Source organism: Pseudodonghicola flavimaris (assembly GCF_030164425.1).
Classification (GTDB): Bacteria; Pseudomonadota; Alphaproteobacteria; order Rhodobacterales; family Rhodobacteraceae; genus Pseudodonghicola; species Pseudodonghicola flavimaris.
Map to the genome: position 1 here is coordinate 312542 of NZ_JASNJD010000003.1, position 19694 is coordinate 332235.

The 19694-nt window shown below is 68.5% G+C and carries 19 protein-coding genes; 9 read left to right on the top strand and 10 right to left on the bottom strand.

Going from position 1 to position 19694, the window contains the following annotated elements; translation table 11 throughout:
* Nucleotides 1–3 precede the first annotated feature (3 nt).
* From QO033_RS06010 to QO033_RS06025, 4 genes are all read left to right on the top strand, one after another.
* On the top strand, nucleotides 4–2169 hold the full coding sequence (locus tag QO033_RS06010) for a 3-hydroxyacyl-CoA dehydrogenase NAD-binding domain-containing protein (protein WP_284480038.1): 2166 nt from the start codon (nucleotides 4–6) through the stop codon (nucleotides 2167–2169).
* Nucleotides 2166–3293: a CaiB/BaiF CoA transferase family protein gene (locus tag QO033_RS06015; protein WP_284480039.1), complete on the top strand. Its 1128-nt coding sequence runs from the start codon at nucleotides 2166–2168 to the stop codon at nucleotides 3291–3293. Before QO033_RS06010 ends, QO033_RS06015 begins: the two co-directional genes overlap by 4 nt.
* A 19-nt stretch (nucleotides 3294–3312) precedes the next feature.
* Nucleotides 3313–4086 (top strand): enoyl-CoA hydratase/isomerase family protein, encoded by a 774-nt coding sequence (locus QO033_RS06020; protein WP_284480040.1) that lies wholly within the window; start codon nucleotides 3313–3315, stop codon nucleotides 4084–4086.
* A gap of 151 nt (nucleotides 4087–4237) precedes the next feature.
* Complete coding sequence (locus QO033_RS06025; RefSeq protein ID WP_284480041.1) at nucleotides 4238–4660, top strand: acyl-CoA thioesterase; 423 nt, start codon at nucleotides 4238–4240, stop codon at nucleotides 4658–4660.
* Here QO033_RS06025 and QO033_RS06030 read toward each other — a convergent pair.
* Both QO033_RS06030 and mobA read right to left on the bottom strand, forming a co-directional pair.
* Entirely contained in the window at nucleotides 4657–5496 is an 840-nt protein-coding gene (locus QO033_RS06030; RefSeq protein WP_284480042.1) for a molybdopterin guanine dinucleotide synthesis, read from the bottom strand. The genes QO033_RS06025 and QO033_RS06030 overlap by 4 nt on opposite strands.
* Nucleotides 5497–5501: 5 nt before the next feature.
* Nucleotides 5502–6101, bottom strand: a complete 600-nt coding sequence (mobA, locus tag QO033_RS06035; protein WP_284480043.1) for a molybdenum cofactor guanylyltransferase MobA — start codon at nucleotides 6099–6101, stop codon at nucleotides 5502–5504.
* Between the two features lie 139 nt (nucleotides 6102–6240).
* Here mobA and QO033_RS06040 point away from each other — a divergent pair, with 139 nt between their 5' ends.
* Both QO033_RS06040 and QO033_RS06045 read left to right on the top strand, forming a co-directional pair.
* A complete protein-coding gene (locus tag QO033_RS06040; RefSeq protein ID WP_284480044.1) occupies nucleotides 6241–6957 on the top strand; it encodes an AzlC family ABC transporter permease in 717 nt (238 codons plus the stop codon).
* Nucleotides 6954–7316: an AzlD domain-containing protein gene (locus QO033_RS06045; RefSeq protein ID WP_284480045.1), complete on the top strand. Its 363-nt coding sequence runs from the start codon at nucleotides 6954–6956 to the stop codon at nucleotides 7314–7316. Before QO033_RS06040 ends, QO033_RS06045 begins: the two co-directional genes overlap by 4 nt.
* A gap of 54 nt (nucleotides 7317–7370) precedes the next feature.
* On the opposite strand, the gene QO033_RS06050 is transcribed toward QO033_RS06045, so the two are convergent.
* The 5 genes from QO033_RS06050 to QO033_RS06070 form a co-directional block, all read right to left on the bottom strand.
* Nucleotides 7371–8024 carry a hypothetical protein gene (locus tag QO033_RS06050; protein WP_284480046.1) on the bottom strand — a complete coding sequence of 218 codons (654 nt, stop codon included), beginning with the start codon at nucleotides 8022–8024 and terminating at the stop codon, nucleotides 7371–7373.
* A 56-nt stretch (nucleotides 8025–8080) separates the two neighbouring features.
* Nucleotides 8081–8215 (bottom strand): aa3-type cytochrome c oxidase subunit IV, encoded by a 135-nt coding sequence (locus QO033_RS06055; RefSeq protein WP_284480047.1) that lies wholly within the window; start codon nucleotides 8213–8215, stop codon nucleotides 8081–8083.
* A gap of 160 nt (nucleotides 8216–8375) precedes the next feature.
* Nucleotides 8376–8831, bottom strand: coding sequence for a DUF6173 family protein (locus tag QO033_RS06060; protein ID WP_284480048.1), 456 nt, complete (start codon nucleotides 8829–8831; stop codon nucleotides 8376–8378).
* A 55-nt stretch (nucleotides 8832–8886) separates the two neighbouring features.
* Complete coding sequence (locus tag QO033_RS06065) at nucleotides 8887–9930, bottom strand: MBL fold metallo-hydrolase (protein WP_284480049.1); 1044 nt, start codon at nucleotides 9928–9930, stop codon at nucleotides 8887–8889.
* 4 nt (nucleotides 9931–9934) lie between these two features.
* Nucleotides 9935–11641 carry an acyl-CoA dehydrogenase gene (locus QO033_RS06070; RefSeq protein WP_284480050.1) on the bottom strand — a complete coding sequence of 569 codons (1707 nt, stop codon included), beginning with the start codon at nucleotides 11639–11641 and terminating at the stop codon, nucleotides 9935–9937.
* 131 nt (nucleotides 11642–11772) lie between these two features.
* Between QO033_RS06070 and QO033_RS06075 the strand changes: the two genes are divergently transcribed.
* Complete coding sequence (locus QO033_RS06075; RefSeq protein ID WP_284480051.1) at nucleotides 11773–12720, top strand: L-threonylcarbamoyladenylate synthase; 948 nt, start codon at nucleotides 11773–11775, stop codon at nucleotides 12718–12720.
* Nucleotides 12721–12766: 46 nt separating this feature from the next.
* Here QO033_RS06075 and QO033_RS06080 read toward each other — a convergent pair whose 3' ends face one another.
* A complete protein-coding gene (locus QO033_RS06080; protein ID WP_284480052.1) occupies nucleotides 12767–13324 on the bottom strand; it encodes a YqgE/AlgH family protein in 558 nt (185 codons plus the stop codon).
* A gap of 194 nt (nucleotides 13325–13518) precedes the next feature.
* On the opposite strand from QO033_RS06080, the gene QO033_RS06085 reads away from it, so the two are divergent.
* The gene (locus QO033_RS06085) at nucleotides 13519–14349 is read left to right on the top strand and encodes a protein-disulfide reductase DsbD domain-containing protein (protein ID WP_284480053.1); all 831 of its coding nucleotides are present in this window, start codon (nucleotides 13519–13521) and stop codon (nucleotides 14347–14349) included.
* Nucleotides 14350–14355: 6 nt separating this feature from the next.
* Nucleotides 14356–14787: an NUDIX hydrolase gene (locus QO033_RS06090; RefSeq protein ID WP_284480054.1), complete on the top strand. Its 432-nt coding sequence runs from the start codon at nucleotides 14356–14358 to the stop codon at nucleotides 14785–14787.
* A 7-nt stretch (nucleotides 14788–14794) separates the two neighbouring features.
* Here QO033_RS06090 and QO033_RS06095 read toward each other — a convergent pair whose 3' ends face one another.
* Nucleotides 14795–18193: an efflux RND transporter permease subunit gene (locus QO033_RS06095; protein WP_284480055.1), complete on the bottom strand. Its 3399-nt coding sequence runs from the start codon at nucleotides 18191–18193 to the stop codon at nucleotides 14795–14797.
* Between the two features lie 3 nt (nucleotides 18194–18196).
* Nucleotides 18197–19660, bottom strand: coding sequence for an efflux RND transporter periplasmic adaptor subunit (locus QO033_RS06100; protein WP_284480056.1), 1464 nt, complete (start codon nucleotides 19658–19660; stop codon nucleotides 18197–18199).
* Between the last annotated feature and the right edge of the window lie 34 nt (nucleotides 19661–19694).

The following is a 19694-nucleotide window of genomic DNA, read 5'->3' on the forward strand; positions in this document are numbered from 1 at the left end:
CAGATGACCGAATATACCTACGGCACCGATTACCACTATGACCGCGATGCCGATGGCATCGTCACCGTTACGCTGGATATGGCAGGGCAATCCGCCAATACGATGAACACCCGCTACATCCCGATGATGGAGGAAATCCTGACCCGGCTTCAGGCAGAGGAGGGGCTGGCGGGCGTTGTCATCACCTCGGCCAAGAAGACCTTCTTCGCCGGCGGAGACCTGAACGGGCTGCGCGATATCGACAGCGCCGGACCGGAGAGCCTGGCGATGTTCGAGGCCAACAAGGCGCCGTTCCGGGTGATGGAGAAGCTGCAGGTGCCCTTCGTCGCCGCGATCAACGGCGCCGCACTGGGGGGCGGCTATGAAATCTGCCTGGCCTGCAATCACCGCATCGTGGTGGACGATCCCGCCGCCATCGTCGGCCTGCCAGAGGTGACGCTGGGCATCCTGCCCGGCGCCGGCGGCGTGGTGCGGCTGACCAAGCTGTTGGGGCTGGAAAAGGCCCTGCCCTATCTGCTGGAGGGCAAGCCCGCCAAGCCGCAAAAGGCCCTGAAGGAAGGCATGGTCGATGAGATCGTCGCCAGCCGCGAGGATCTGGTCCCCGCCGCCAAGACCTGGATCAAGGCCAACCCGGAGACCTGGCAACAGCCCTGGGACCGCAAGGATTTCCACTATCCCGGCGGCGACGCGCTGCACCCGCGCATTCGCCAGACCGCGATGGGCGCACCGGCGATTCTCTACAAGAAGACCCGCGGGCTGATGCCGGCACCGGCGAAGATTCTGGATATCGCCGTCAACTCCATGCGCATGGGGGTCGAGGCGGCGCTCCGGATGGAAAGCCGCGGCATCTGCGCCCTCGCCGTGACGCCGGAGGCGAAAGCCGCGATCAACACCTTCTTCTTCGGCACCCAGGCGATCAAATCCGGCAGTATCCGGCCGGAGGGGCCCGCCTGGGCGCCCAGGACCTCGGCCATTCTCGGCGCCGGCATGATGGGCAGTGGCATCGCCTGGGCCCATGCCCAGGCCGGGCTGCCGGCGGTGCTGAAGGACATGGAGCTGGCAACCGCCGAAAAGGGCAAATCCTATTCCGCCGGTCTGGCCGACAAGCTGATCGGACGCGGCCGCATGACCGAGCAGCAGAAGGCCGAGCTGCTGGCGCGGATCACCCCCAGTACCGATGACGCCGATTTCGCCGGCACCGACATCATCATCGAGGCGGTGTTCGAAGATATCGACCTGAAGGAAAAGGTCATCGGCGCCACCTTCGGGCAGTTGTCCGAAGACGGCATCTACGGCTCCAACACCTCGACCCTGCCGATTTCGGTGCTGGCAGAATTCTGCCCCGATCCAACCCGCTTCATCGGGCTGCATTTCTTCAGCCCGGTCGACAAGATGAAGGTGGTGGAGATCATCATGGGCGAGAAGACCAGCCAGGACACCCTGCGCAAGGCCTACGATTACGTCCGCCGCATCGGCTATATGCCCATTGTGGTGAACGACAGCCGCGGTTTCTTCACCAGCCGCGTGTTCTCCACCTACCTCGACGAGGGTATGGCGCTGATGCGCGACGGCATGTCGCCGGTGGCGATCGAACGCGCCGCCTGGCTGACCGGGATGCCGGTGGGACCGCTGGCGGTGCACGACGAAACCTCGCTGGTGCTGTCCCAGAAGATCCGCAAGACCCACGAGGCGCTGGACAAGCGGCTGGGCGTCGAAAACGGCCTGCCCATCGACATGGAGGCCAGCAATGCCGTGGTCGACGCGATGCTGGACCAGGGACGCGGCGGTCGCCGCTATGGCGGTGGGTTCTACGACTATGCCGCCGACGGGACCAAATCGCTCTGGCCCGGGCTGGCGCAATTCGCCCATGGCAACGGCGGCATCACGCTCGACGATGCCAAGGACCGGCTGCTTTACCGCCAGGCGATCGAAACCCTGCGCTGCCTGCATGAGGGGGTGCTGAACACGGAAGTGGAGGCGAACCTCGGCGGCATCTTCGCCATCGGCTTCCCCGCACACACCGGCGGCGCGATCCAGTTCATCCGGGGCATCGGCATCGACACCTTCGCCGCCCGCGCGGCGGAATTGGCAGAGCGCTACGGCGACCGTTTCGCGATCCCCGAAGGGGCGCTGGACCGGCTGCGCGGCGCTGAGGCCAAGGCGGCATGAGCGGGCCGCTCAAGGGTCTGCGCGTGGTCGAGATGGAGGGGCTGGGACCGGCCCCTCTCGCCGGCCAGTTCCTTGCCGATCTCGGGGCGGAGGTGATCCTGATCACCCGCACATCCCGCCCCGCCGATCCGACCGACATCAACACCCGGGGCAAGCGGTCCGCCGCGCTGAACCTGAAGACCCCGGAGGGGATCGAGGCGGCGCTGGCGCTGATCGCCCGCGCCGACGTGCTGATCGAGGGCTTTCGCCCCGGGGTGATGGAGCGGATGGGCCTGGGCCCCGAGGTCTGCCAAAGCCGCAACCCGGGGCTGGTCTTCGCCCGCATGACCGGCTGGGGGCAGGATGGGCCGATGGCCCAGATGGCCGGGCACGATATCAATTACCTCGGCCTCACCGGGTTCCTGAACGCCACCGGCCGCGCCGATGACGTGCCGACGCCGCCCCTGAACATCGGCGCCGATTACGCCGGCGGCACCATGTTCCTGCTGTTCGGCATCATGGCGGCGCTGTTCGAACGGCAATCCTCCGGCAAGGGGCAGGTGGTGGATGCGGCGATGGTCGACGGCGCCTCGGCGCTGATGGCGCTGATCCACAGCTGGATCGCGCGCGGTCACTGGAGCGAGACGCGCGAGGCCAATCTGCTGGACGGCGGTGCCCCCTTCTATCGCGCCTATGCCTGCGCCGATGGCAAGTTCCTGTCGGTCGGACCGCTGGAGCCGCAGTTCTTCGCCGAACTGGTGCGGCTGGCCGGCCTGCCGGAAGATCACCGGGCAACCCAGATGGACGCCCGCACCTGGCCCGACCGGCGTGACGCCTATGCCGAGGTCTTCGCGCAGAAGAGCCGAGACGACTGGATGGCGATCTTCGACGGCTCTGACGCCTGCGTCGCCCCGATCCTCAGCTGGTCGGAGGCGCCAGAGCACCCGCATCTGGCCGCCCGCGGCACCTTCTTCACCCGCGGCGGGGTGACCCAGGCCGCGCCCGCGCCGCGGTTTGACCGCACCCCGGCCCCGCCCCCCGGCCTGCCCCCCGCCCCCGGCGCCGAGACCGAGGCCCTGTTGACCGAGGCCGGCTGCGATGCCGAAACCCTTGCCCGGCTGCGCGCCGCCGGCGCCCTGACCTGAAGACCTGAAGGATGTCCCGATGACCGACCTGCCCGTGACCCTGACCCGCGACGGCACCGTCGCCACGCTGACCCTGTCCCGCCCCGAGGCGCGCAATGCGCTGAACGATGCGCTGCGCGCCGGGCTGCGCCAGGCGGTGGACGAGGCCGAGAACGACCCGGAGCTGCGCGTGATCATCCTGCGCGGCGCCGGCCGCGGCTTCTGCGCCGGGGCCGATCTGACCGAGCCGATGCGCCCGCCGGTGCATCAGCGGCTGGAAAGCGATTATCGGCCGATCTACAGCGGCATCGCCGCCTCCTCCAAGATCTGGATCGCCGAGGTGCATGGCGTCGCCGCCGGCATCGGCGCGGCGCTGGCGATGAACTGCGATCTGGTCACCATGGCCGAGGATGCCACCCTCTACATGGCCTTCGCCGCCATTGGCCTGATCCCGGACGGCGGCTGTTTCTGGCTGCTGGAACGCGCCATGGGACCGCGCCGGGCATTGCAGGCGATCCTCGAGGGCCGTCATATCCCCGCCGCCGAGGCGCTGGAACTGGGGCTGGTCAACAGCCTGCATCCGGCCAACAGCCTGCCGCAGGAGACACGGGCGCTGGCCGGCCGGATCGCCACCGGCGCGCCGCTGGCCATGGCCGCAGCCAAGCGGCTGATCCGCCGCACCGACGGCCTGTCCTATGGCGAGACCTTCAGCGCCGAGGCCGCCGAACAGAGCCTGCTGGCCCAGAGCGCCGATGCCGCCGAGGGGGTCGCCGCCTTCCTGCAAAAGCGCAAACCGGCGTTCAAGGGCCGCTGACCGGCGCCCGCCCCTGCGCCACGCCGCCGCGTCGCGGGCGATCCACAACGGTGGACGCCGCCGCCAATGCTCTGTACAGCCTGCGGCTGACCCGGGCGGCCGTTGTCGGAACGGCCCCCTGCACAGCGTGGATCACAGGATGGAAGACGTCATGCAAGCTCCCGATTTCTCGATGGAGGTTCAGATTAGTTTCGGCCATTGCGACCCGGCGGGGATCGTCTTTTACCCGAATTACTTCCGCTGGTTCGACCGCTGCTTTCACAGCTTCCTGCAAAAGGCCGCCGGCGGGCATCGCAAGCTCTGCCGCGATCTCGACGCCCAGGGCATCGGCCTGATGGATGTGCATGCGAAATTCCTCTCTCCCGCGCTCGATGGCGATCTGATGACGCTGGAACTGCGGCTGCAGGAATGGGGCGACAAGACCCTGACGCTGGATTACCTGGGCCGGATCGGCGACCGGCATGTGGTGCGCGGCACCGAGCTGCGCGGCATGTTCATCCGCCGCGACGGCCGGATGCGGGCCGGCGAGATGGCGCCGCTGCGCGCCGCGCTCGGCCTGACCGCGCCCGTCTAGGCCCCGCCCGCCGCCAGACGCGGGTCGAGGCCGAGGATCCAGCCCTCCTCCGGCGCCGTCACGTCCAGCAGCCGGGCCAGTTCCGCCTCCGGGCGGGCGGCCAGATCGCCGGCGACCTGCTGCACCTGCCAGGCATCGCGGATCATTCCCTCCGGCCCGCGCCCCAACGTCAGCGACGGCCAGATCTCCACCAGTGCCACCGGCGCGGTCAGGGCCTCATAGGGCCAGGCCGCCACCGCCCCGGTGAACCGGTGACGCAGCCGGGCCAGCACCGGCAGCCCCATGATGACCTGCCCGCCGACCGCCCCGGCCCCGGACATCTGCCAGAGGGTGAAACTGCCGCGGGTCTGCGGTTGCCGCTCGGCCAGGCGCCGGTCCGGGAAAGGGTTGCGATAATCCCGCTTGGTGCGGGGCAGCCCCGCGATATCGCGTTTCAGCCCGTTGCCCCAGAACGGCCCGCGCCCCCCGAACCGGCGGTTGATCTCCGCCGCCAGATCGAAGCGGTTGTTGGCCTTCGGCGCATCGCTCACCCGCGCCGCGAACCAGTCCCAGAGCGCCAGGGGATCCGCCCGCCCGGTCAGCGCGGCGGCAAATCCCCGCGGATAGCCGAAGGGGAAATCGAAACCGATCATCAACCGCCGCCCCGCCGCCCGTTCCGCCTCGATCAGCCGGATCAGCCAGTCCTCGGCCAGCGCACGGTTGCGCAGATAGACCGGTCTCCCCGTCGCCCCGCCGCGCCGTGCGACACAGGCCCAGATGGCGTCGGCACAGGGGCGCGGCCCCCGGTCGTTGCCGCCCGACCAGTCGACCATCGCGAAAGTGTCGAACCCCGCCATCCGGCTCAGCCGCGCAGCAGATCGCGCGCGCGCGCCAGATCCTCGGGCGTATTGAGGTTGAAGAACGGGTCGAACCGCGGCCCCGGAAACCGCACCCGCGCCGCCCCGTGGTCCAGCGCCCAGACCCGCAGCTTGCGGGTTCCGGCGGCCAGCGCCTGGCGCAGGTCATCGCGCAGCGCCACCGGCCAGAGCCCGAAGGTCGGCTGCAATCCGCCCTCGCTTTCTGCCAGGGCGAGGCCATGCCCTCCCGTCTCCGCCCCCAGCAGCAACTGCGGCACCAGATCGCCCGGAAAGAACGGCGTGTCGACCGCCACGGTCACGATGGTCTCCGCCCCCTGATCCGCAGCCCAGTCGAGCCCGGCGAGAATCCCCGCCAGCGGCCCCGGATGCCCAGGCATCGGATCGGGCAGAACCGGCAGGCCAAAGCGTGCGAAGCGGGCAAGATCACCATTGGCGTTCAGCGCCAGGCCGGCCACCTGCGGCTCCAGCCGGTCGATCGCATGGGCCAGCAAAGGCCGTCCGCCCAGGTCCAGCAACGCCTTGTCACCGCCACCCATCCGGCTGGCCTGACCGCCGGCCAGGATCACCCCCAAAGGTTGTTTCATCCGTTCTCCCGTTCCGGACCCGACCGGCCATCAGGTCCCCCGCCGTCGCCCCGGCCGGAAGACGCCGCGTGCCGGGGCTCCACCGATTGCATCCTTATGCAAACGCATATAGGCGGAAACCATAGCTGAAGGACCCCCCATGTCATCCCCCGCCGTCTCCTCCTATTACTGGAAAGGTTTTCGCGACAGCGCGCCCTTCGTGCTGGTGGTCGGCCCCTTCGGCATGCTGTTCGGCGTGCTCGCGGTCGAGGCCGGGCTGAAACTGGTCGAAACCCTGACCCTGACCAGCACCGTCTTTGCCGGCGCCGCGCAGTTCACCGCGCTGCAGCTGATGCAGGCGCAGACGCCGATCCTGATCATCCTCGCCTCCTCGCTGGCGGTGAACCTGAGGATGGCGATGTATTCGGCCTCGCTCACCCCCTATCTGGGGGCGGCGCCGCTGTGGCAGCGGGCGCTGGCGGCCTATCTGATGGTCGATCAGGCCTATGCCTGTTCCATCGCCCGCTATGAGACCGACCGCGACATGACGGTGCCGCAGCGGATGCGCTATTACTTCGGCACTGTCACCCCGGTGGGGATCGTCTGGTTTCTGGGGACCGTGGCCGGCGCGGTGCTGGGGGCACAGATCCCCGAAAGCCTGGCACTGGATTTCGCCCTGCCGATCGCCTTCCTGGGGATGGTGATCCCGATGCTGCGCACGCTGGCACATGTGACCGCTGCCGGCGTCGCGGTGACGGTGGCGCTGCTGGCCGCCGGGCTGCCCTACAACCTGGGGCTGATGGTGGCGGGCCTGGCCGGCATGATCGCCGGCGCCAGGGTCGAGCTGATGCTGCGGCGCCGAGGGACATGGACATGACCGAGACCTCCCCGCTGACCGCAGCCGTCGCCCCCCCCGATCCCACCACCCTGTGGATCCTGATCATCGGCCTGGCGATCGGTACTTTCCTGCTGCGCTTCGTCTTCGTCGGTTTCGTCGGCGACCGGCCGATGCCGGAATGGCTGCTGCGGCACCTGCGCTATACTGCGGTGGCGATCCTGCCGGCGCTGGTCGCGCCGCTGGTGGTCTGGCCGGCTGCCACCGGCGGGCAGCTGGACCTTCCACGCACTGCGGCCGCCGCGGCCACCATCGTCGCCGGCTGGATCAGCAAGAACGTCCTGATCGGCATCGGCGCCGGGGCTGTAACGCTCTACACCCTGCTCTATCTGCTGGGCTGACCGGCAAGCCGGATGCCCGGGCAGCCCGCCCGGGGCCCCGCCAAAACCGCGGGCTCACTCCGCTTCGGCAGCGGTCTTTTGCGAGGCGGCCAGGGCCAGCGCCTCGAGCTTGGCATTGTTCTTCGCCAGCCCTTCCTGCAGATCGGCGCTGTCGTTCTCATAGAGCCGTTCGGTCTTCACGCCCGGCAGCTGGGCCACCTGCTCTTCGAGTTTGGCGGGATAGAAGGTCGACCGGATATTCTCGAATCCCGGCACCTGCTGCAGCAGCCCGGAGGTCGCCTTGGCGCAATAGGCCTGCGGCACCGGCCCATCCTTCAGGGCCAGCTGATAGGCGATTTCGGCCTGCTCGGGCGTCACCTCGATGGTCTGCACCACCACGTGATGGGTGCTGCGCGCATGCGACGAACGATAGGCCCGCTCCACCGCCGGGGTGACCCCGAACAGCACATCGTTCCGCTCCGGCACCACGGTGGAATAGAACGAGCCCGCCGGATCGAAGATCACCCGCTCCGAGGCGTTGATCATCAGCGAGCTGTGGCCGCCCGCCCCGGTCCGGTTGTTGACCATGGTGTAAAGCGTCAGGGTCTTCGGCCCCGGGTCGCTGTAGGACACCGCGGCGACCGTGGCGTCATCGGCATAGGGACGAGGATGCGCGACACAGCCGGCCAGAGCCAGCAATGCGGCGGAAACGCAGAAGATACGCAACACGGAAACTCCGAGCACTTGGAGGAGGAAAGAGCCGGGCAGTCAGACGGGCTGCGCGATCAGGTCAGGAAGACCGCCATGAACAGCGCCAGGAAGATCAGGAACACCACGGAGTAGGTGGTGAATTTGACGAAACCATCGAAGGTCTTGGTCTGTTCGGTGATGTCCATCTCACCTTGCTTGAAGTCGGCCATGAGCAATCGTCCTGTCGGTTGCGGGTCTTGTTGCAAGAGAGATACTGAATTTCGCGCCCCCTGTCACGCGATCATCCGCCAGATGTCGGCAAAGCGCGGGATTTCCGCCGCTGTTCCGAACCGGCACGGGAACAGGAACGGGACCCGGTGCCGTCCCCTGTCAGCTTTCCTCGTCCAGATCCTGGGCCAGACGAAAGCCGATGCGCAGCGGCGGGCTGTCGGCCTGCGGTTTCGGCATCGCCCGCAGCAACACGTTCAGCTGGGTGACATGCTGGATCTGCTGGGTCTTCGCCCCATCGGCGTCGCGCCCGTAGAAAGTGACGATATCGGGGTCGAAATAGCCGATCCCCTCGATCCGCATCACCCCGGCCTGACCGCCGGTGAAGCCCATCGCCACCTCCTGGGTGTTGTCGAGCTGGGCCTCGAAATTGCGGATATAGAGGATCATCCGTTCATAGGCCCATTGCGCCGGGCTCTTGTCGTCCACCGGCTTGCCGACGGCAGCTTTCAGCCCCTCGCTCTGCTGCGCGGCCTCGGGGTCTGCATGCACCTCATGCACCCGCGGAATCGCCGCGGCTTCGGCAGCCTCGGCGGTGGTCTCGATCTTGTTGTCCATCGGTCTCTCTCCCACCTGGCCGGTCCGGGCGGGGGTCGGCCATCGCCGCCGCCGCTCAGTCCCGGCGTTGATAGAGCCAGGCGCCATCCGGCCCCCTGGTGCGGCTCACCTGCCCTGTAAGATAGAGGTGATTGACGTGAGAAACAGCCTCGACCAGCGCCAGACCGTATTCGCCGGCGCCGATGCTGCGCTTGAACAGCGGCGGGAAACACTGCGCCGCGCTCTGCGGCGTGTCGAGATGCTTGAGCAGCCGCTTCAGCGCGCTGTGGTGATTCTGGATCAGCTGAGCCATCCGCAGCGGCAGCCCGACGAAGGGCATCTTGTGCCCGCCGAGCGCCAGCTGATCGGGACGCGCCAACGCGCTCAGCCGGTCGCAGGCCGCCAGCCAGTCGGCCAGCGGATCGGCCATCGGCTCGGTCGCATAGACCCCGATGTTGGGGCTGATCGACGACAGGATCTGATCGCCGGTCAGCACCAGATTGTCATCGAGGCTCCAGAAAGTGGCGTGTTCCGGCGCGTGGCCGTCGCCCATATGCACCGCCCAGGTCCGCCCGCCCATGCGAATCGTGTCGCCCTCTTTCACCCGGCGAAAGCCCAGCGGCATGGGCGCGACCACATCGGCGTAATTGAACGGCCGCTCGGCCAGACGCTGGGCCAGAATCTCCGCATCCATGCCGGCGGCGCGGTAATAGGCCTCGGTCTCCGCCGGCATGGTCTCCTGCACGTCGAGCGTCAGCATGCGGGCGAACAGCCAGGAGGTGCGTGACGTCACCAGTTCCGCCCCCTGTTCGGCCTGAAACCAGCCGGCCAGGCCGATATGGTCGGCGTGGTGATGGGTCACCACCACCCGTCGCACCGGCTTGCCGGCCAAGGGGCCGGCCAGCAGCTGCGCCCAGATCTCCCGGATCATCGAGGTGTCGAAGCCGGTATCGACCAGCGTCCAGCCATCGCCGTCGTCCAGCGCATAGACATTGACGTGGTCCAGCTTCATCGGCAGCGGCAGGCGCATCCACAGCACCCCTTCGGCCACCTCGATCGCCTCGCCGGTTGCCGGCGGTGTGTCCCAGGGGTACCTCAGGGTGCGGGGTGCGCCATCCATTGCCTTACCCCCGCCCGAGATCGTCGATGCTCAGCGCATAGAGATCCTCGGCGCCGCATTGCGCATGGGCGAGCAGCGCGCTGTGCTCCGGCAGCATCCGGTCGATGTAGAACCGGGCGAGCGCCGCGGCCGGGCCGGACGGATCGGCCAGCGCGGCGGCCAGGTGGTAATGGCCCCCCAGCACCCGGGCGAACCCCTTCAGATAAGGCACGGCACCGGCGAACCGGTCGTTCATCTGGCCCTGCGACACCAGCCATTCGGTCGCCTCGCGCAGCGTCTCCGCCGATTGCCAGACCGCTTCGGCCATCTCCGGCTGGGTGGCGCGGGCACGTTCGGCCTGATCCTGGATTTCGTCCAGCAACCGCGAGGCCGCCTCGCCGCCATCCATCATCTTGCGCGCCACCAGGTCCATGGCCTGAATGCCGTTGGTGCCCTCGTAGATCGCGGTAACCCGGACATCGCGGTAATATTGCGCCGCGCCGGTTTCCTCGATGAAGCCCATACCGCCATGCACCTGCACCCCGGTCTCCGACACGAAGATGCCGGTATCGGTGCCGAAGGCCTTCGCGATCGGGGTCAGCAGCGCCGCCCGCGCGGACCAGTCGGCCTCTCCGGTGGCGGTCTGCATGTCGATGGCAGTGGCACAGGCCAGCAGGATCGCCCGGGCGGCGAACAGCTCGGCCCGCATCTCCAGCAGCATACGGCGCACGTCGGCGTGATCGACGATGGTGCCCGAGGGCGTCTTGCCCTGCTTGCGTTCCAGCGCATAGGCCAGCGCGTGCTGATACGCGCCCTCACCGGCGCCGACCCCCTGGCCGCCAACCCCGAGACGGGCGTTGTTCATCATCGTGAACATCGCCGCCATGCCGCCATGTTCCTTGCCGACCAGCCAGCCGGTGGCGCCATCGTATTGCATCACGCAGGTCGGCGAGCCATGCAGGCCCATCTTATGCTCCAGGCTAACCACCTTCAGGCTGTTGGCCTTGCCGGGGTTGCCGTTTTCGTCCGGCAGGTACTTCGGCACCAGGAACAGCGAAATCCCCTTGGTCCCTGGCACCCCGTCGGGCAGCCGCGCCAGCACCAGGTGGCAGACGTTCCCGGTGATGTCGTTGTCGCCCCAGGAGATGAAGATCTTCTGCCCCGAGACCGCATAGGTGCCGTCGCCGTTCGGTTCCGCCTTGGAGGTCAGCGCCCCCACGTCCGAGCCCGCCTGCGGTTCGGTCAGGTTCATCGTACCGGACCATTCGCCGCTGATCAGCTTCGGCAGGTACAGATCTTTCAGCGCGTCGGAGGCGTGATGCTCCAGCGCCTCGATCTGGCCCTGGCTCATCAGCGGCGCCAGTTGCAGCGCCAGGCAGGCGCCGCTCATCATCTCGTTGACGGCGGTGGTCAGGGCCATCGGCAGCCCCATGCCGCCATGGTCCTGCGGCGCGCTCATGCCGATCCAACCGCCTTCGGCAATCGCCTTGAAGCCGTCGGAAAAGCCCGGGCTGGTTCGTACCACACCGTTCTCCAGCACCGCCGGCTGCAGATCGCCATTGCGGTTCAACGGCGCCATGACCTCGTCACAGAGCTTGCCGGCCTCGGTCAGGATGGCGGTGGCGACATCGAAATCGGCCTCGGCAAAACGCTCGGTCGCGGCGATCTGGTCGTAACCGACCACGTGACGAAGCAGAAATTCATATTCGGAAACAGGCGCACGGTACGGCATTGGCGTCCTCTTGTCTGCGCGGTGCCCGGCCTGACGGGCTTGGCTTCCACCGGCGGCACCGCTATGGCTCAACCTGCGACGATACCTAGCTATCCGCAATCGGCAAGCAACCAAAACGCGGCGTCAAAGCCATGCCTCAGACAGAAACCCTGCGTCTCACCCCGAGCCCCGCCGATCTGGAACGCGCGGCGGGGTTGCTGCGCGCCGGCGAGCTGGTCGCTTTCCCGACCGAAACGGTCTATGGCCTCGGCGCCGACGCGACCAATGGAACGGCAGTGGCGGCGATCTATACCGCCAAGGGCCGGCCCAGCTTCAACCCGCTGATCGCCCATGTGCCCGATGCCGAAGCGGCGCGGGCGCATGTCGAATGGTCCGACCTGGCGGAGCAGCTGGCGGCGGCGTTCTGGCCCGGACCGCTGACCCTGGTTCTGCCGCTGAAGCCCGGCCACGGCATTTCCGAACTGACCACCGCCGGCCTGCCGACGCTGGGTGTCCGGGTGCCGGACCAACCGACCGCGCAGAGACTGCTGCGTGCCGTCGGCCGGCCGGTAGCGGCGCCTTCGGCAAACCCCTCCGGCCGGATCAGCCCGACGACGGCCGATCACGTCCTGGCCGGGCTGGCCGGCCGGATCGCGGCGGTGCTGGACGATGGTCCCACCGAGGTCGGGGTCGAATCGACGATCCTGGGGCTGAGCGATGCACCGGTGCTGCTGCGCCCTGGCGGTGTGCCGGCCGAAGCGATCGAGGCGGTTCTGGGCCACCCGCTGCCTCGCCGCGCCGGCGACGCCGCCATCAATGCCCCGGGCCAGCTCAGATCGCATTACGCACCGGCGGCCCCGGTGCGGCTGAACGCCGAAGCCCCCGGACCGGGAGAGCTGTTTCTGGGTTTCGGGACCCGGGATGGCGATCTCAACCTCTCTCCCGGCGGCGATCTGGCCGAGGCCGCCGCGCATCTTTTCGGCTACCTGCACCGGCTCGACGCCCGGGGCGCCCCGATCGCGGTGGCGCCGATCCCGGAAACCGGGCTGGGCGCGGCGATCAACGACCGGCTGCGTCGCGCCGCGGCACCGCGCGACTGAGCCCCCCAAGATCCCTTTTCCCGGCTCTGCTCCCCCGCCCCGCGCCTCAGGCCCGACCGGCGCTGGCCGACAGCGTCAACGGATCGACCCCGAGGGTGCGCAACGCGGCTTCCCATTTCGCGCCATCGCGGGCGCCGAAGACCAGATCGGTCTCCGCCTCGGCGGTGAGCCAGCCGTTCATCGCGATCTCCGATTCCAGCTGACCCGGTCCCCAGCCGGCATAGCCGAGCATCAGCAGCGCCCGCTCCGGCCCGCGCCCGCAGGCGATATCTTCCAGAATGTCCAGTGTCGCGGTCATCCGAAAACCGTCAGACACCCGCATCGAATGCAGATTGGCCTCGTATTCCGCGGAATGCAGGACGAACCCGCGCGCCGTTTCCACCGGCCCGCCGAAATGCACCTGCATCTCGCCGCGCTCCGGCCTGTCCGCCTTGATCTTGAGCTGCTCCAGCAGATCCGACAGCCGCACATCGCTCGCCGGCTTGTTCACGATCAGGCCCATCGCGCCCTCGGCGCCATAGCTGCACAGAAACACCACCGAGTGGTCAAAGCGCGGATCGCCCATCCCGGGCATTGCGATCAGCAGCTTTCCAGTCAGGTCCATTTTTTCGGCCCCGAAACAGTAAAGTCTATATCTGTTTAACATGGCCACTTCCTGAGACCAGTCAAGACGGCCGCTGCGACACTTGGACCCAACGTCTCGCGATATGTTGAGGTGCGGGCGGCTTGGCAAGCGGCGGGCAAACCGCCATCTAGGAGAGAGGTTTTCGCCCGAGCCGCCAAATCCCCGAGGATACCATGACCCGGTTTGCAGCCCTGATCGCCCTTTGCACCGCCTTCGCCCCGGTCCTGCCGGGAGCGGTCCGCCCCGCTGCGGCGGCCGACCGCTCCGATCTGGACAAGCTGGTGACGGTCGATGTGATCGACGGCGGCCCGACCGCGCGCGGCACCTATATGGCGGCGTTGCGGCTAACCCTGTCGGATGGGTGGAAGACCTATTGGCGCGCGCCCGGAGAGGCCGGCATCCCGCCCAGCTTCGACTGGAAGGGATCGCGCAACCTGGGCGAGGTGTCGATGACCTGGCCGACGCCGAAAGTCTTCGACAGCAATGGCATGCAGACCATCGGCTATACCCGGCAACTGGTTCTGCCGGTCGAGATCACCCCGGCCCGAGATGGCCGCCCGATCGAGCTGCGCGGCCGCATCGAGCTGGGGCTTTGCAGCGATGTCTGCATCCCCGGCACCGTCAGCTTCGACCACCGCGTCGACCCCGAGGCCGGGCGCAACCCGGCCATCGTCGCGGCGCTGGCCGAACGTCCCTATTCCGCCCGCGAGGCTGGGGTGCGCGCCGCCACCTGCCGGCTGCAGCCCAGTGCCGACGGGCTGCGGGTCGAGGCGCGGATCACCATGCCCTCCGCCGGCGGTCCCGAGGTCGCGGTGATCGAATCGGGCACCCCCGGGATCTGGGCCACCGAGACCGAGACCAGCCGCCAGGGCAACACGTTGATCGCCGCCTCCGATCTGATCGCCGAGACCGGCGGCGCCTTCGCGCTGGATCGCTCGGCGCTGCGCATCACCGTTCTGGGCAGCAAGCACGCGGTCGACATCCGCGGCTGCGACGCGGGCTGAGCCGGCATGACCACGATCCCCCGGCTCGGCGCCATCGCGGTTCTGGTCGAAGGCGACCGGGTGCTGCTGGCACAACGCAAGAAGACGCCGGATGCCGGGCTCTGGGGGTTTCCCGGCGGCCATGTCGAACCGGGCGAAACCGCTTTGGCCGCGGCGCAACGCGAATTGTTGGAAGAAACCGGGCTCAGCGCCGAACCGGTTGAATATCTCACCAATGTCGACGTGATCCGCCACGATGCCGATGGCCACGTGCTGGTGCATTACCTGCTGGCGGCCGTGCTCTGCACCGCGCCGCGCGGTACGCTCTGCGCCGCCGATGACGTGTCCGATGCCGCCTGGTTCCCGGTGCCGCAGATCCGCGCCGGAGACCTGCCGATGAGCGCCCAGGTCGCCGAGGTGATGGACCTGGCCATCCGCCGGCTGCAGGACGCCGGCTGATCCCGGCTCAGGTCCGTGGCAGCGGGCGGCGTGCCATGATCAGCGCCGCGACCACGTAGGCCAGACCGACGATCGCCAGCGCCCCGATCAGGAACAGCAGCAGCGCCGCGCGGGCCGGATCGGCCCCCGCCAGCGCCGGCCAGAGCCGCAAGAGCGGCGCCGGCAGTGCCCCGGTCAGCAGCGCCGCCCCCATCGTGCCCAGCAGCCAGACGAACAGGACCAGACCGGTGCCCAGCACCGCCCCGCGCAGCGCCCGGTTGGGGCTGAAGACAGCGCGGCGCAGTGCGGTCAGCGGCCGCGAAATATCCTGCTGCGCCGCCAGAAGCGCCGGCACCACCAGCATCACCAGCCCCATGCCGAAGCCGAGACCATAGACCAGCGTGATCACCGTCGGCTTCAGGAACTGCGCCTGCTGCGACTGTTCGTACAGCAGCGGCGCCAGCCCCAGAACCGTGGTCAGCGTGGTCAGCAGCACCGGCCGCAACCGGTCGGCGGCAGCATCGATGATCGAGGGGATCAGCCCGCGGTCGCGGGCGTATTCGTCGATGGTCGAGACCAGAACGATGGAATCGTTGATGATGATCCCGGTCATCCCCAGCAGACCGACCACCGTGAACATCGACATCGGCACGTCCCAGATCGCATGCCCCCAGATCACCCCCACCAGGCCGAAGGGGATCACCGCCATCACCACCATAGGCCGGGTCCAGCTGGCGAAGATCCAGGCCAGCACCAGATAGATCCCCGCCAGGCAGAGGATCAGGCCGGTCATCGCATCGGAGAGGAATTCGTCCTCCTGCTCGCTCAGCCCCGACATCCGCCATTCCACTTGGCGGTCGCTGGCGATGCGCGGCAGGATCTCCTGTTCCAGCGCGGTCTGGATCTCTGCCGCCCGCGCCGCATCGTCTTCGGAGATATCGCCGGTCACGCTGATCACCCGCAGCCCGTTTTCCCGCCGCACGGTGGAAAAGCCGGTGCGCTGGGTCAGGGTGACGATATCGGCCAGCGGAACGTAATCGCCACTGGCGGTGCGCATGCGGGTGCGGTCGAGGAAATCGGCGCTCAGCTCGGCCTCCGGCAGCTCGACCCGGATCGCCGCACTGCGCGGCCCGTCGGGATAGGTTGCCGCCTCGATCCCGTTCAGCCGGTGACGCAGGATGCGACCCAGGCTTTCCGCGGTGAACCCCAGCGCCTGGCCCTGCGGCGTCAGCTCCAGCACCTGTTCTTCCTTGTCGTAGGCGAGGTTGTCCTCCACCGCCGAGACTTCGGGATAGCGCAGCACCGCAGTCTGCAGATCGAGGCTCGCCGCCTTCAGCGTATCGACATCGGCACCATAGAACTGCACGTCGAGCGCATCGCCCCCCGGCCCCGACCGCCAGCCACGGAAACTGACCACCTCGGCCAGCGGATGGCGGCGCACCGCGTCCTGCAGATCGGCGACGAAGGCGAAGCTGGAATAGGGCCGCAGATCGGCATCGATCAGCTCGATGCTGATCCCGCCGAGCAAGTCGGGATCCTTGGTGTCGGCGCCATCGAGCGGCCGGCCGGCATTGCCGCCGATCTCAGCCATGACGAAATCCAGCGGGTTGCGGCCATAGCGCGCCTCATACTCCCGCCCCAGCGCCTCGGTCGCGCGCTGCATCTCCCGCATCATCGCCAGCGTATCGGCCCGGCTGGCCCCCTCGACCATGGCGAAATTGCCGGTGACCGACCCGCGCTCCGGCGCGTTGAAGAACCGCCACTGCACCTCGCCGCGCAGAAACAGCGCCGCCTGCCCCGCCAGCAGCACCATCGCCCCGGCCAGCACCACGTAGCGGCCGCGCACCACCCAGCCCATCAGCGGCCGGAACAGCCGGTCGCGGACCCAGCGAAAGCCACGGTCGACCACCCGGCTGGGCACGTCGTACCAGTGATCGCGCGACGAATGCGCCAGCGCGTGGCTCATATGGTTGGGCAGGATCAGGAAACATTCCACCAGCGAGGCCAGCAGCACCACGATCACGGTGAAGGGCACATCCTTGATCAGATCGCCGAAGCGCCCGCCCACCGCCTCCAGCCCGAAGAAGGCGATCACCGTCGTCGCGGTCGAGGCGAAAACCGGCATCGCCATCCGCCGCGCCGCGGTCTCGGCTGCCAGCACCGGGTGTTCGCCCAGCCGGCGGGCACGGAAATCGGCGTGTTCGCCCACCACGATGGCATCGTCGACGACGATCCCCAGCGTAATGATCAGCCCGAACAGGCTGATCATGTTGATGGTGATGCCAAAGGCATACATCAGCGCGATCGCCGCGAACATCGAGGCCGGGATGCCCGCCGCCACCCAGAAGGCCGTGCGGGCGTTCAGGAACAGGAACAGCAGCACCACCACCAGCCCCAGCCCCATCAGCCCGTTGTCGACCAGGATGTTCAGCCGGTCGCTGATCGCCTTGGCCCGGGTGCGGATCAGATCGATGCTCACCCCCTGCGGCAGGCTGGCCTGCATCCGTTCGGCGACCTCGCGCACCTGTTGCTGGATCTTGATCGCGTCGCCCGCATCCGAGCGGTCCACCCGGATCGAGATCGCCGGGTTGTCGCCGACGAAATAGGCCCGGCTGCGGTCGATCCCCTCGACCCGGATGGCGGCGACATCGCCGATGGTCAGCGCCGAGCCATCCGCATTCGTCCGCAGCACGATTCGCGCCAGGGCCTCGGGGCTGCGTTTCTCGGTGCCGGTGCGCACCCGCGCATTGGCACCGGTGACATCGCCCGCCGGGCTGGCGGTGACCTCGGCGGCGATGGCGCCGGCGATATCCGCCATCGCCAGATCGTGTTCGATCAGCGCCCGCGTCGGCACCTCGACCAGGGTTTCGGGCGCCGCGACGCCGCGAATGGTGGTCCGGGTCACCCCGGCCTCGAACAGCCTGGCGACGAATTCATCGGCGAACTGGCCCAGCTGCGCCGGCGCCACCGGGCCGGTGATCACCACATCGGTCACCCGGTCGCGCCAGACCCCGCGGGTCACCCTGGGCTCCTCGGCCTCTTCCGGCAGGGTGGTGACGGCATCGACCGCCGATTGCACATCGTCGGCGGCCCGGCCCATATCCCAGCCCGGTTCGAAATCGAGCGTCAGCGTCGCCGCCCCCTCGCTCGACACTGATTCGGTGCTTTCCACCCCTTCCACCGCCATCAGCGTCGGTTCCAGGACCTGCACGATGGCGCTGTCGACATCCTCCGGCCCGGCCCCCTCCCACTCGACCCGGACGGTAACGCTGTCGACCACCACATCGGGAAAGAACTGCGCCCGCATGTTGGGGATCGCCGCCGCGCCCAGCATCAGCAGGATCACCAGAAGCAGGTTCGCTGCCGTCCGGTGACGGGTGAAATAGCTGAGCAGACCGCCGGCCCGGTCGGAGAGATCGCGCACCATGGCTCAGCCCCCGCTGCGCGCTTCGAGCCGTGCGACCAGCGCCGCCGGCACCTTCGGCGCGGCGAGCTGCGCCAGCATCCGGGTCTTCACCGGCGCCGGCATGGCGCCGGAGCCCTCGACCAGCGCCACCAGACGGGCGCGCCGGTCATCGCTCAGCTCCAGCAGCGCGGCTTCCTCCTGCGGCGCGGCGGCACTGGCTTCTTCGCGCAGTGGCCGCACCCGGATCCCCGGGCCCAGCAGCGGCGTGCGGCCGATCACCACCTCACGACCGGCGAGCCCCGCGCCCCTTATCAACACGCTGTCGCGCTGGCGTCGGATCAGCTCGATCGGCAGCGCCTCCAGCCGATCCTCCGGCCCCAGCACCAGAACGGTCCCCGAGGCATCGAGCGCCGAGGCCGGCAGCGCCACCACATCGTCGAGCGGCGGTTCCTCCACCGTGACGGTGACGAAATCGCCCGGCTTGAAGCCGCGGGCCTCGGTCAGGTCGGCATAAAGCATCCGGCCGCTCTGCCCGGCGCCGACAGCGGCGCTGTCGCGATCGACCCGCCCGCGCGCGGAGAGCGCCGCCCCCGCGATATCCAGCGTCGCCGTCACCGGCGCCGCGATCAGCGCGCCGCTGTCATCCAGAAGCCGGGCATATTGCGCGGTGGAGATGCGAAAGGCCACCTCCAGCGTCTCCGGGTCGATCAGCTCGGCCAGCTGTTCATTGGCCGACACCAACCGCCCCTCGACCAGGGTGACATTCGACAGGGTGCCGGAAAAGCCGGCGGTGATTGTGGTATCGGCCAGATCGCGCTCTGCCTCCTCCAGCGCGATCCGGGCGCGGGCCAGCTGAGTCGCGGCCTGATCGACACGGGCCTCCGCCTCGGCCAGCGCCAGACGACTGGACAGCACCGCCCGGCGGGCGGAGGACAGATCGAGCTCGGCGCTTTCCACCGTGGCCGAGGATCCCACCCCGCGGGCCTGCAGATCGGTCTGCCGCTGGAACGCCCGCTGGCGCAGATCCTCCTGCGCGCGGGCGGCGGCCAGTTCGTCCCGGGCCAGCACCAGCGCCCGGGCGGCATCGCGTCCCTCGGCCTCCGCATCCCTGAGATCGCTGGCCACCCGGTCGCGGGCGGCCTCGGCATCGGCCGGGTCGATCCAGACCAGATCCTGCCCCTCTGTGACGACACCGCCTTCGACGAAGTTCTCCGCCAGCCAGATCACCCGGCCACCGACGGCGGCGCGCAGCTCCAGCCGGCGGCGGCTGTCGACCTGGCCGAAGGCCTCCAGAAGTGGCACCACCCGTGCCGGCGTGGCGGTGCGCAGGCTGACGGTGAACACCCTTTCGCGCGCCTGGGGCGGGCGGACGTCCCGGGTCAGCCGCGCCTGGATCGCCCCCATCACCAGTTGCCCGGCATAGAGCAGCAGCGCCGCGACGACCGAGGCCAGAAACAGTCCGATCAGACTTTGCCGCAAGAACCGCATACTCTTTCCACTCCGAGGCTGGCATCCACTGGCT

What these genes read in the sequence shown, in the direction of transcription:
- QO033_RS06010 (WP_284480038.1), top strand. Translation starts at nt 4, where the DNA reads ATGACCGAATATACCTACGGCACCGATTACCACTATGACCGCGATGCC.
- QO033_RS06015 (WP_284480039.1), top strand. Translation starts at nt 2,166, where the DNA reads ATGAGCGGGCCGCTCAAGGGTCTGCGCGTGGTCGAGATGGAGGGGCTG.
- QO033_RS06020 (WP_284480040.1), top strand. Translation starts at nt 3,313, where the DNA reads ATGACCGACCTGCCCGTGACCCTGACCCGCGACGGCACCGTCGCCACG.
- QO033_RS06025 (WP_284480041.1), top strand. Translation starts at nt 4,238, where the DNA reads ATGCAAGCTCCCGATTTCTCGATGGAGGTTCAGATTAGTTTCGGCCAT.
- QO033_RS06030 (WP_284480042.1), bottom strand. Translation starts at nt 5,496, where the DNA reads ATGGCGGGGTTCGACACTTTCGCGATGGTCGACTGGTCGGGCGGCAAC.
- mobA (WP_284480043.1), bottom strand. Translation starts at nt 6,101, where the DNA reads ATGAAACAACCTTTGGGGGTGATCCTGGCCGGCGGTCAGGCCAGCCGG.
- QO033_RS06040 (WP_284480044.1), top strand. Translation starts at nt 6,241, where the DNA reads ATGTCATCCCCCGCCGTCTCCTCCTATTACTGGAAAGGTTTTCGCGAC.
- QO033_RS06045 (WP_284480045.1), top strand. Translation starts at nt 6,954, where the DNA reads ATGACCGAGACCTCCCCGCTGACCGCAGCCGTCGCCCCCCCCGATCCC.
- QO033_RS06055 (WP_284480047.1), bottom strand. Translation starts at nt 8,215, where the DNA reads ATGGCCGACTTCAAGCAAGGTGAGATGGACATCACCGAACAGACCAAG.
- QO033_RS06060 (WP_284480048.1), bottom strand. Translation starts at nt 8,831, where the DNA reads ATGGACAACAAGATCGAGACCACCGCCGAGGCTGCCGAAGCCGCGGCG.
- QO033_RS06065 (WP_284480049.1), bottom strand. Translation starts at nt 9,930, where the DNA reads ATGGATGGCGCACCCCGCACCCTGAGGTACCCCTGGGACACACCGCCG.
- QO033_RS06070 (WP_284480050.1), bottom strand. Translation starts at nt 11,641, where the DNA reads ATGCCGTACCGTGCGCCTGTTTCCGAATATGAATTTCTGCTTCGTCAC.
- QO033_RS06075 (WP_284480051.1), top strand. Translation starts at nt 11,773, where the DNA reads ATGCCTCAGACAGAAACCCTGCGTCTCACCCCGAGCCCCGCCGATCTG.
- QO033_RS06080 (WP_284480052.1), bottom strand. Translation starts at nt 13,324, where the DNA reads ATGGACCTGACTGGAAAGCTGCTGATCGCAATGCCCGGGATGGGCGAT.
- QO033_RS06085 (WP_284480053.1), top strand. Translation starts at nt 13,519, where the DNA reads ATGACCCGGTTTGCAGCCCTGATCGCCCTTTGCACCGCCTTCGCCCCG.
- QO033_RS06090 (WP_284480054.1), top strand. Translation starts at nt 14,356, where the DNA reads ATGACCACGATCCCCCGGCTCGGCGCCATCGCGGTTCTGGTCGAAGGC.
- QO033_RS06095 (WP_284480055.1), bottom strand. Translation starts at nt 18,193, where the DNA reads ATGGTGCGCGATCTCTCCGACCGGGCCGGCGGTCTGCTCAGCTATTTC.
- QO033_RS06100 (WP_284480056.1), bottom strand. Translation starts at nt 19,660, where the DNA reads ATGCGGTTCTTGCGGCAAAGTCTGATCGGACTGTTTCTGGCCTCGGTC.